Below are 10,834 nucleotides of genomic sequence, written 5' to 3'. Positions count from 1 at the left end.
CCTGCCCGCCGAGGTGCTGCTGCAGCGCCCCGACCTGCGGGCGGCGGAGCAGCGACTGCGCGCGGCGGCCTTCGACGTCGGCGCCGCGCGCGCAGCGCGTTTTCCGCGGCTGACGCTGACGGCCAGCGCCGGAACACGCAGCCCGGACCTGGAGGGCCTCTTCAAGAGCGGCAGCGGCGTGTGGAGCCTGGTTCCGCAGATCGACCTGCCGCTGTTCGACGGCGGCGCCCGGCGCGCGCAGGTCGAGGTCAGCGAGGCCAGCCGGCGGGAGGCGCTCGCGAACTACGAGTCGGCGCTGCAGTCCGCGTTCAGCGAGGTCGCGGACGCGCTGGCGGTGCGCGATCAACTGGCCGAGCGGCTCGACGCGCAGCAGGCGCAAGTCGACGCGGCGGCGCAGTCGCTGCGCCTGGCCGAGCGCAGCTACCGGCTCGGCGGCAGCAGCCAGCTGGAGTTGCTGGATGCGCAGCGGCAGCTGACCACCGCCCAGCGTGTGCTGGTGACGCTGCGTCAGACCGAGCAGGTCAATCGCATCGCGCTGCTGCGTGCGCTCGGCGGCCGATGGACGCCGTGACCCGGACGCGGGCGTTTCGATAACGACCCGCGGCCGCCTCCCTCTGGATCGACCCGGTGCCCAACCGGAGCGAACCGGCCAAGAATGTGCGGACACGAACCCCACCATTCTTGTTTCAGGGAGAGAGGGATGAATCCACTTCGCGCAGGGCGGCTGACCGCCTGGGCGAGCCTGTGCGCGCTCGCCGCGCTGGGCCTGATGGCCACACCGGCGCTCAGCGCGCCGGCGGCGCCGACGACGCCGACGATGACGACGACGACGCCGGCTGCTGCCCCCGTCGGCGGACCGCCACCGATCGCCGACTTCTTCCGCGACCCTCAGGTGCGTCGCCCGAAGCTGTCGCCGGACGGCCGCGCGGTGGCGCTGCTCGTCAGCAACTCGCAGAGCGAGCGCAGCGCGCTGGCGGTGATCGAGCCGGACCAGGGCAACCGCATCACGTTGGTCGCCAGCTTCACCGACTCCGACATCGCCTTCTTCGACTGGGTCGGCAACGACCGGCTGGTCTACACCTCCGGCAAGGACGAAGCCGGCAAGCGCCGCGCCGAGAACAGCGCCGGCCTGTGGACCGTCCGGCGTGACGGCAGCGAGCGCCGGCAGTTGATCCTGACCCGCTATGCGCAGGAGAGCCGGCTCGAGACGCGCATCATCACGCGCGCGCTGCCCTACGACTGGTTCCTCTATGCCGTCCCGGACGACGACAGCGGCGAGGTCGTCGTCGGCTACGGCCGTTTCGACGCGCGCTGGGACCTGAAGTCGGTCCAGCTGGCCCGCCTGAACATCGAGACGCAGCAGCGCCGGACGCTGGAGGCGAAGTCGCCGCCCAACGTCGTCCACTGGGAGCTCGACCCCGGCGGCGAACCCTGGGCGTTGCAGACCCGTGAGGAGAACCGCGAGGCGCTGTACTTCAAGACGGACGACGGCGCCTGGACGCTGGCCCAGGCCGGCGACTGGGTCGAATCGCCGACCGCCGAGCCGCTGGCCTCCGACGGCCGCGGCCTGCGGCTGGTGGTGGCGGGCACGCCGGCAGGCACGCAGGCGCTGTACCGCATCGATCCGCGGACGCTGAAGCAGGAAGACGAGCCGCTGGTGTCGGTGCAGGGCTACGACTTCCTGGGCGAGGCGGTCTTCGATGCCGAGAGCCGGCGCCTCCTCGGACTGCACTACGAAAACGATGCGCCCGCCACCCACTGGTTCGACCCGACGCTCAAGCAGATGCAAGCCGAGATCGACGGCGCGCTGCCGGGCCGCATCAACCGGCTGGCCTGCCGGCGCTGCCTGAAAACCGGGCGGGTGATGGTGACCTCGATGTCGGATACGCAGCCGCCGGAGTACTTCCTCTACGACCATGCGACCCGCAAGCTGCAGGCCTTCGGCGCGGCGCGGCCCTGGATCCGCGCCAGCGAGATGGCACGGGTCGATCTGTCGCGGGTTCGCGCGCGCGACGGGCTCGAGTTCCCGGTGATGGTCACCCGGCCGCGCGGTCAGGCAGCCGGGCCGCGTCCGGCCGTCATGCTGGTGCACGGCGGGCCGTTCGTGCGCGGCACCTCCTGGGGCTGGAATGCGCTGCCCCAGTTCCTGGCCTCGCGCGGCTACGTCGTGATCGAACCCGAGTTCCGCGGCAGCAGCGGCTACGGCGATCGGCTGTTCCGCGCCGGCTGGCGGCAATGGGGCGAAGGGATGATCGACGACCTCAGCGATGCGCTGGCGTGGTCCGTCAAGCAGGGCTGGGTCGATCCGAAGCGGGTCTGCATCGCGGGCGCGAGCTACGGCGGCTACGCGTCGATGATGGCGCTCATCAAGGACCCCGGGCAATACCGCTGCGGCGTGAGCTGGGCGGGCGTCACCGACCTCGACTACCTGTTCAGCCTGGACTGGAGCGACGCGAGCGACGCGTCGCGCCGTTTCGGCATGACCGCGATGATCGGCGACCGGGTGAAGGAGGCCGAGCGGCTGCGGCGCACCTCGCCGCTGCGGCGCGCGGCCGACCTGAAGGCGCCGGTCCTGATCGCCCACGGCATCGAGGACCGCCGCGTGCCGATCGACCATGCGACCGACTTCCGTCGCGCGCTCGAGCGGGCCGGCCACAAGGAGGTCGAGTACGTCACCTATGACGGAGAAGGCCACGGCTGGCGCATGCTGGCCACCGACGTCGACTTCTTCGGGCGGATGGAGCGCTTCCTCGCGAAGCACCTCGCCGCCAGGGAGCCGGCGGCAACGACCGGCGCGCAGTGAAGCGCCCGGCCTCGCCGGGAGGCGGGGCCGGTGCGGGCGCGGGCCGCGGCGCGGCTTACCAGCCGATCGTGTAGGTCACCGTCGTCGGCGCGTTCGTGTGCAGCGAGGGGCTGAAGCCGCCGACGTCGTCGTAGGCGAAGCCATAGGCCAGCCCGTGGCCATTGGCAGCGCCCTCGGTGCCCTTGATCGAGTGGTCATGCCAGAACTTGGCGTACCAGTTGCCGCGTGTGCCGGCTGGATAGAAGGCCGCGGGCCGGTACCAGTCCGCCGGGGTGGCCAGCACGTGGCGATTGAGCGCCGCGCACACCTGCGCCTGGATCTGCAACTGGATCGACTTGGCCGCGTCGGCCGGCGTGTCGACCTGGAAGCTGCCGTCGGGCTTGCGCGGATCGTCGAGCTTGCCGGCGCCCAGGAAGACCTCGGCGGTGGTGGGCTGGCCATTGATGTAGTAAGTGCCGTTGGCGGCGCCGCCGGTGAAGACGAAGCGCTGCGTGCTGCCGTCGACGCGGCCCCGGAAGGTGCCCAGGTTCTCCAGCGTGAACACCAGGTCCTGGGTCTTGAAGCGGTTCCACATCTCGCTGATGTAGCCGTCCAGGTAGGCGCCGTTCACCTCGCCGGGGCGGAAGCTGAAGTGGGCTGGCGCCAGGATGCGGGTGCGCGGCGGCACCGCCGGGAAGTTGGGCTCGGCCAGGCTGCGGAACTCGACCGGCACCTCCTGCTGGAAGCGGGTGAACAGCGTGTCGCGCGACTCGGTCAGCGGCTCGCCGACGGTCCGGTCATAGCCGCCCAGGCCCTGCAGGCGCAGCTTCAGCGGGAAGCCGAAATGGTCCACCCGGGTGGTGTTGACGAAGATGCCCTGGTCCGGCTGGCCCTTGGGCACGATCGCGAACTCGCCGAAGTCGAAGACCACGTCCAGGTTGGGATCGGAGGCGTTCTCGATGTTGGCGCCGGCGTAGGCGATGCGGCCCGCGCCATCGGTGTTGACCTCGATGTACATCGGGCTGCCCACCGACATCAGCAGGCGCGCCGAGTTGATCGGCGGGATCGTGATCTGGCGGGTCTGCGACAGGGGGAAGAAATAGTTGGCGTACAGGCGCCCGTTCTTCGGCACGGTGTTGTCGGCCAGGCGCATCGGCAGCAACTGACCGGCGGCGTCGACATGAACGAACTCGCCGGTCTGCCAGCTCTTGCCGATGATGGCCCAGTAGATCTGGCCGTCGGTCCAGCGGCCGTTGGTCGCGTTCTCGACCTTGAAGGTCGTCAGCGTGTTCCAGTCGGCACCGTTGCCGGGCGTGCCCGGGTTCTGCGGCGTGCCGGGATCGGTGCCACCGGCGCCGACGGTCGCGGTGAAGCGGGCGCTGTCATAGGCGGGATCGCCATTGTTGTAGGTGAACCAGTAGTCCACCCGCGTGCCGGCGACCGCGCCGGGCAGCGCCAGTTCATGGCGGCCCGCGCCGCTGTTGTAGGGCATGCGCAGGTTCTGCTGTGCGCCGCCACCGAGCTGGTAGTGCGCGTCGACCCAGGTCGTCGCGACCTGGGACTTGAACCAGAGCGTGGCCTGGCTGCCATTGAACGCGACCCCGTGCGAGAAACTCGCGCTGGACTGGGCCTGCGTCGCGGAGGTGAAGCTCAGCGCGAGGAAGGCCAGGCAGGCGCCCAGCCAGGAGAGAAGGCGTGTCATGTCGTCTCCGGGAAGTGTCGATGAGGGGTGCTGGAGGCACCGACCGACGCGGACGGGAACGCTCTGCGGCGTTCTCGCGGCTCCGCGACTTCTCTCCGGCGTCCACCATCGTAGGCAAAGTCCGGTCGCAATGAAAGCGCTTTCATGATGAGGGGGTTTTCGAATGCAACGGGCGGGGAGTGGGGCGCCGCAGCCTGTGCGATGTCCGGGCGACCCGCTGGAGGCGGGCGAGCAGCGGCATCGGCGCGCACGGACGTCGCTTATCGTGGTCGCGGACCTCGTTGCCTGTCTTCGCCATGCCGACCACGCCCATCCCCGCCGCCGACCCTGGCGCCGGCTTCTCCTTTCGCAGGATCGCCGTGCCCGCCTTCGGGCCGTCGCTGCTGTTCGGTCTGGGCGAGGGAGCGATCCTGCCGATCGTGCCGCTGATGGCGCGCGAGCTGGGCGCCTCGGTGTCGATGGCGGCCTTCGTGGTGACGTTGATCGGACTGGGCTCGCTGCTCAACAACATTCCCGCCTCGCTGATCACGATGCGCTGGGGCGAGCGCTGGGCCATCGTGGCGGCCGGCGTGTGGAGCGCGCTCGGCATGGCGCTGTGCGTGCTGCTGCCGGGCGTGGTGCCGCTGGCGATCGGCTGCTTCATGGTGGGCATGTCGCAGGCGGTCTACAACCTGGCGCGCCAGAGCTACCTCACCGAGGCGGTGCCGGCCGTCTACCGCGCGCGGGCGCTGTCGACGCTGGGCGGCGTGATGCGCATCGGCATGTTCATCGGCCCCTTCCTGTCGGCCGCGGCGGTCCATGCCTTCGGGCTGTCAGCCGCCTTCGGCGTGGGCATCGCCGGCGTCCTGGCGGCGGCAGCGATCGGCGCCCGGCTGCCGGACCTGGAGGTGCCGCCGCACCTGGCGGGCGCGAGCGCGCCGGCGCCGGTCACGCTCGGGTCCATCCTGGCCGACCACCGCCGCGTGTTCCTGACGCTGGGGCTGGGCGTGCTGCTGGTCAGCGCGGTGCGGGCCTCGCGCCAGGCGGTGATCCCGCTGTGGGCGGACCATCTGCTGCTCGCGCCGGCGGTGACCTCGCTGATCTACGGCATCTCCGGCGGCATCGAGATGCTGCTGTTCTACCCGGCCGGGCGCGTGATGGACCTCAAGGGCCGGCGCTGGGTGGCGGTGCCGTCGATGGCCCTCATCGGCCTGGCCCTGCTGGCGATGCCGTTCACCACCGGCTTCGTCTCGCTGCTGGCGGCCGCGACGGCGATCGGCCTGGGCAACGGCATCGGGTCGGGCCTGATCATGACGCTGGGCGCCGACCACGCCCCGCGCCACGGCCGCGCCTACTTCCTCGCGGTGTGGCGCTTCCTCTCGGACCTCGGCGGCTCCTGCGGCCCGGCCTTGCTGTCGGCGCTGGTGGCGACCGCGTCGCTGGCCGGCGGCATCGCGGTCACCGGCGGGCTGGCGCTGCTGGCGGCGGGGCTGCTGGGCGCGTGGATTCCGGCGCGAAACGCGGCCGCGTCGCCAACGCCGCCAACGCCACCAACGCCACCAACGCCGCCAACGCCGCCAACGCCACCAACGCCGCCAACGCCACCAACGCCACCAACGCCACCAACGCCACCAACGCCACCAACGCCACCAACGCCGCTGCGCTGAGCCGGCATCGCCGGCCCCGCGGCAAGGCGCCTGAGCATCTCGTTCGACACCTAGGGCGCATCCCACTCCGCCTGATACCTGGCGACGTCGATGCCGGCCTCCAAGAGCGGCTTGCGGTTGCGCTCGCGCGTGATGCGCGGGCTGGAGAGGATGAAGCCGCGAATGACGTCCTCCGTGCCCACGCTCTGCCGCGGATCGGCCAGGCTCTCCGTCACCCGGGTCACCTTGCGTCGCGCCAGGGCCCGGAACAACGCGGGCACCGCCTTCAGCAGCTGCTTCAACAGCGCGTCGGCTTCCGGCGTCCACGTCTTGACCTTGGGGAGTTCCGGCGCCGTGTCGTATTCGTCCTCGCTCAGATGACGCCAGACGCAGATCGCGTGGCCATCCTCGTCCCGCAGCGTGGCCGCCAGCGTGGACTCCGCCGTGTGCTGCGCCGCCCGGGTCAGCGACAGGCCGCTCGCGACCAGCGCGTCGACGCAGGCTTGAACGTCGCCGACACGCACTCGCAGGAGGCAACGATGGTCCACCCGCGCGACCTGCACGAGGCGCAGCGTGATCGTGCCGCCGGCGTCCAGATCGATCCATCCGTCGCCTCTGGCGGTCTCGCAGAAGCCCAGCAGGCCCTCGTGAATGCGCAGCGCGCGCGCGAGATCGGTGGTGGGTAGGTCGGCATGCGTGATGCCGAAGACGGCAAGGGCGGGCGATGTCATGGCGGGTCGGGATGGGGGCATGAAGCCGGAAGGACGGAGAGACGGGGAGACGGAGAGACGGGGAGACGGGGAGACGGGGAGACGGGGAGACGGGGAGACGGGGAGACGGGGAGACGGGCAGCGAGGAACGGGCGGTGTCAGGCCGCGGTCAAGAGCGCCAGCAGCGCGACCAAGCGGGCGCAGCCCAGCGCGCCCGCATGGCGGAGCAGCGCCGCGGGCACGTCCGGCGCGGCATGCAGCGCCAGCAGGTACGGCAGCGGGCCGATGGCGGAGAAGTACCAGGGGCCGCCGTCGGTCCACACGAGCACCTCGCGCGCGTTGCCGCCTTCCCGCAGCGGACCCAGGTGCGTGTCCATCTCGTCCAGCAGGAAGGCCGAGGTCGCCGAGAGCGCATCCGCCTGCAAGGCGCCGGTCGTGGCCAGCGCCAGGCCGTCGCGCGAGGCGATCGCCGTGCTGAGCAGCCCGGGGCAGTGGTCCGCCAGGCCGAGCAACTCCCGGGTGAGCACCTCCTCGAGCGGGCGAGCGGCCTCCATCGGCGCTGCCGGGGAGGCTGCCGTGTGGGACGTGTGGGTCGTGTGGCCCATGTGCGCCGTGTGCGCCGTGTGCTGGCGCACCAGGCGGCGCGCGAGCCGCACCAGCGGCAGGCATCGCTCGGGCGCAAGACCTCGCAGCGCCAGACCGTAGACGGCGGTGCCCGCGCCGTGCCCGATCCGCAGGTGCAGGCAGACCTCGGGCGGCGGAGCCGTCGCCGCCAGGTCCGAAGCGCGATCATTCCGGGCCTGCGCCACCACGAGCCCGTCCGCATCCAGCAGGGCGGCTTGCGCGGCGCCCAGCGCCACCATCGCCGCGAGGTCCGACTGGACGCCGGCCCAGCGCCGGTCCGGATTGACGGGCGGCGCGAGGAAGGTGTCGATGCAGCCCGCCCGCTGGAGCTGGAACATCAGGCGTGCCCAGACCTTCAACGGCTTGGCCGGCAACGCCGCCAGCTCACCGGGATCCCAGGTGCGGTCGGGATCCCGCCGCAGCAGCGCCTGCAGCAGGACGCTGGCGTCATCGCCGGGTCCGCCCGACAGGCCGCGCATCACGCCGATGGGCGTGAGGTCGACATAGCGGGCGGTGGTCATCGCGCACCGCCCGTCGGGCCGCCCATCAGCCCGGCCATGGCCAGCGCCGCGGTCCGCGCCCCGATGAGGAGACGGCCCAGCGGACATTCGGGCGATGCCGCGACCGCCAGCACGCCGTGCTCGCCGGTGCGCGTGAGCAGGACCGGGCCTGCCTGGCCCTCCAGGATCAGCTGCTGAAGCTCGCCGCGCTGCGCTTCCCTGGCGGCGCGGCCGCCCAGCGCGAGCAGGGCCGCGCACATCGCGCCAAAACGGTCCGGGTCGATGTCCGGGCCCAGGACCGAGGCCACCACGCGGCCGTCGCTGGTCATCAACGCGCAGGCTTCGATGGCGTGGTGATCGCCGCGCAGCGCGCGCAGCACGGAGCGCGCCTGGCTGGACTGCGCCGCGGAGAGGGCTTCGATGGGTGTCATGGGCTCGGAGCGGCTCAGAGCGCCGCTTCCACCTCGGGCATCGCCATGCGCGCCTTGGTCAGCACCATGCCCAGGTTGGCGCCCTTGCGGCACACGAAGGTGGCGACTTGCTGCTGGCGCTTGCCGCGCAGGAACACGTGAATCAGGTTGTCGCTGTTCACGATGATTTCCTGGAAGTAGTGATGGCCGTCCTCGGGCACGCCGCGGGCCGAGCGGAAGAGCCGTTCGATGGCCACCACGCTGGGCCCCTGGAACAGGTCGGCGGTGGCGGCGGCCAGCATCTCGATGACCTCCTGCGGATGCGAGTCGACGGTCTTGACCCCCAGCAGCATGCCGGAGGCCAGGTCGACGAAACCGGTGGCGACGCAATCGGGAACGCTCGTGATGGCCTTCTGGAGGGCCGCGTCAAGTTTGGACATGGAATGCCTTTCGTTGGAGGAGGAAACGGGAAAGCCGGGGAGCGGCTAGGAAGGAGACGGGGAAGCGCAGGCCTGGGAAGCCCGGGGCGCCAGGCCCGCGAAGGCCTGCGGCACGCCAGCGGCGGCGCGCGCGAATCGGTTCAGGAAGTCGATCTGCGAGGCGGACTGCACCCATCCGGGGTGGCGCTGCCGCACCTCCCGCAAGGCACGGTCTCCGTCCAGGCGTCCGGCATGACGCCAGATCCAGTAGGCGGCCAGCAGCGTGCCGGTGCGGCCCAGGCCCGCGTGGCAATGCAAGGCCACGACCTCGGCGCGCTCCAGCCACTCGTCCAGGCAGCGGCACAGCCGCAGCGCCTGTTCGGCGCTCGGCGGCTGCATGTCGATGACGGCCTCGTGGCTGACGGCCATGCCGCGGGCGGCGGCTCGATGGGCGTCGAACGGCCGGTCCGTCAGCGACACCAGCCGCGTCACGCCGACGCCCTGCAACAGGCTCAGGTCATAGTCCGCCGGATGCACCAGGCCCGGCCACGGCGTGCCCGCGAGCTGCCCGGGAATCAGCCAGGCGAAGCCGGTGGGGCCGAGCGAACGCGGCCGGCCGGGCGCGACGGCGGGCGCCAGGACCGGCGCCATGACGGGCGCGCGGCACCGTTCGGGTTCAGGTTCGGGTTCGGAAAGCTCGGCGGGCGCGGCGTCGATGGCCACCAGCGGCTCCTCGGGGCAGGAGCCGGTGCGCAGGAACTGGCGTCCGGCGTCCGAGCGCGGCCCGTCGAAGAAGGCGCTGGCCGGCCCGAACTCCTGCACCCGCCGGCTGGCGATCAGCAGGACGCGGTCCGCCATCGCACGGGCGTGGCCGAGGTGATGCGTCGCCACCAGCACCGAGCGCTGCGTCCCGAGCAGGCGCAGCAGGTCCACGATGCCCGCCGTGTGGTCCGCGCGCAGCCCGGCGGTCGGTTCGTCCACCAGCATCAGCGGCGTCTCAAGCAGCGCCGCGCGGAGGATGGCCACCAGACGTTGGTCGGCGGGGGGCAGGTCAAGCACGGCGGACCGCAGGTGCTCGCCGAGCCGTCGCAGGCCGAGCGAGGCCAGCCATGCCGACACGTGCACGACCTGTTCGCGGCCGGTCATGCGCGAGCGTTCCGGCCATCCGTCGACCAGGTTCTCGAAGACGCTGGAGACCATCAACTGGGTCTTCTGCATGACCAGCGGCGGGCGCTGCCCGGTGGCCTGGTACCGCCAGTGGCCGTGGAGCCGGAGCGAGGGGTCTGCGCCGTTCACGCCGGACAGGGTCCGCAGCAGCGTGGACTTGCCGGTGCCGCTGGGACCCAGCAGCACGGTGACGCCTTTGCCGGGCAGGTCGAGGTCGATGTCCGTCAGGACGCGGCGCTCGCCATACGAGACGCCGAAGCCTCGCAGCGCGAGCATCGTGTCGTCCGGCGCATCGCCGTGTCCCGCCAACGCGTTCATGCGAGACAAGGCCGGTTCCTGAAGCGCTGCTGGACCTCCAGCATGGCGGCCAGCCCGATCAGCAGCGCCCGCACCTCATCGCTGTCGCGCGCGTCCAGGGCCTGCACCGGCGGTGAACACGACAGGCAGCCGCAGGCGGCTCGGGCCGGACGCAGCACGGTGTCGTAACGGGCGAGGTCGTGGTCGGACCGGCCGTCGAAGTGGGTCACGCCGACCATCCACGGACGGCGTTTCTGGCCGGGCCGCATCAGCAGCGCGTGGTAGTGCGCCAGGTCCGCCACCGGATCGTGGGCGGTGTCGTCGATCAACAGCAGCACGCCTTCGCATTGCTCCAGCAGGATCTCCCACATGAAGTCGAAGCGCTCCTGACCGGGCGCGCCGTACAGGACGATGCGGTCCCGTTCATCGAGCCGCACCACGCCCAGGTCCATCGCCACGGTCGTGGTCGCCTTCAGCAGCGCCACCTCGTCCGACGGGCGGACCTCGGTGTCGACCGTGTCGATGTCGCTGATCGCGCGGATGGCGGTGGTCTTGCCGGCGCGGACGGGGCCGAGCAACAGGATCCGGCTTTCCATCC

10 protein-coding genes are annotated in these 10,834 nt (G+C 71.6%); 3 read left to right on the top strand and 7 right to left on the bottom strand.

What is annotated here, in order from left to right; genetic code table 11:
• Positions 1 to 571, top strand: a 571-nt coding sequence (locus tag CS062_RS08725) for a TolC family protein (RefSeq protein WP_158238716.1), incomplete at its 5' end; no start/stop codon positions are given.
• Between the two features lie 129 nt (positions 572 to 700).
• A complete protein-coding gene (locus CS062_RS08720; RefSeq protein WP_099861255.1) occupies positions 701 to 2,803 on the top strand; it encodes an alpha/beta hydrolase family protein in 2,103 nt (700 codons plus the stop codon).
• Positions 2,804 to 2,858: 55 nt separating this feature from the next.
• Here the strand turns inward: CS062_RS08720 and CS062_RS08715 are convergent, their stop codons facing one another.
• A complete protein-coding gene (locus tag CS062_RS08715) occupies positions 2,859 to 4,484 on the bottom strand; it encodes a glycoside hydrolase family 64 protein (protein WP_143742289.1) in 1,626 nt (541 codons plus the stop codon).
• 296 nt (positions 4,485 to 4,780) lie between these two features.
• Here CS062_RS08715 and CS062_RS08710 point away from each other — a divergent pair, with 296 nt between their 5' ends.
• A complete protein-coding gene (locus CS062_RS08710; RefSeq protein ID WP_233217982.1) occupies positions 4,781 to 6,130 on the top strand; it encodes an MFS transporter in 1,350 nt (449 codons plus the stop codon).
• Positions 6,131 to 6,180: 50 nt separating this feature from the next.
• Here CS062_RS08710 and CS062_RS08705 read toward each other — a convergent pair whose 3' ends face one another.
• From CS062_RS08705 to CS062_RS08675, 6 genes are all read right to left on the bottom strand, one after another.
• A complete protein-coding gene (locus CS062_RS08705) occupies positions 6,181 to 6,840 on the bottom strand; it encodes a DUF2621 family protein (protein ID WP_158238715.1) in 660 nt (219 codons plus the stop codon).
• Positions 6,841 to 6,977: 137 nt separating this feature from the next.
• Entirely contained in the window at positions 6,978 to 7,964 is a 987-nt protein-coding gene (locus CS062_RS08695) for a roadblock/LC7 domain-containing protein (RefSeq protein ID WP_099861253.1), read from the bottom strand.
• On the bottom strand, positions 7,961 to 8,374 hold the full coding sequence (locus CS062_RS08690; RefSeq protein ID WP_099861252.1) for a roadblock/LC7 domain-containing protein: 414 nt from the start codon (positions 8,372 to 8,374) through the stop codon (positions 7,961 to 7,963). Before CS062_RS08690 ends, CS062_RS08695 begins: the two co-directional genes overlap by 4 nt.
• 14 nt (positions 8,375 to 8,388) lie before the next feature.
• Complete coding sequence (locus CS062_RS08685; RefSeq protein WP_099861251.1) at positions 8,389 to 8,793, bottom strand: hypothetical protein; 405 nt, start codon at positions 8,791 to 8,793, stop codon at positions 8,389 to 8,391.
• A gap of 45 nt (positions 8,794 to 8,838) precedes the next feature.
• Positions 8,839 to 10,257 carry a phosphatase domain-containing putative toxin gene (locus CS062_RS08680; protein WP_099861250.1) on the bottom strand — a complete coding sequence of 473 codons (1,419 nt, stop codon included), beginning with the start codon at positions 10,255 to 10,257 and terminating at the stop codon, positions 8,839 to 8,841.
• Positions 10,254 to 10,832 (bottom strand): GTP-binding protein, encoded by a 579-nt coding sequence (locus CS062_RS08675; RefSeq protein ID WP_099861249.1) that lies wholly within the window; start codon positions 10,830 to 10,832, stop codon positions 10,254 to 10,256. The genes CS062_RS08680 and CS062_RS08675 overlap by 4 nt, the downstream gene beginning before the upstream one ends.
• Positions 10,833 to 10,834: the final 2 nt, after the last annotated feature.

Origin of the sequence: Roseateles chitinivorans, from assembly GCF_002761755.1 — a bacterium.
GTDB lineage: Bacteria > Pseudomonadota > Gammaproteobacteria > Burkholderiales > Burkholderiaceae_C > Roseateles > Roseateles chitinivorans.
This window is presented reverse-complemented; position numbering and strand designations above follow the sequence as displayed.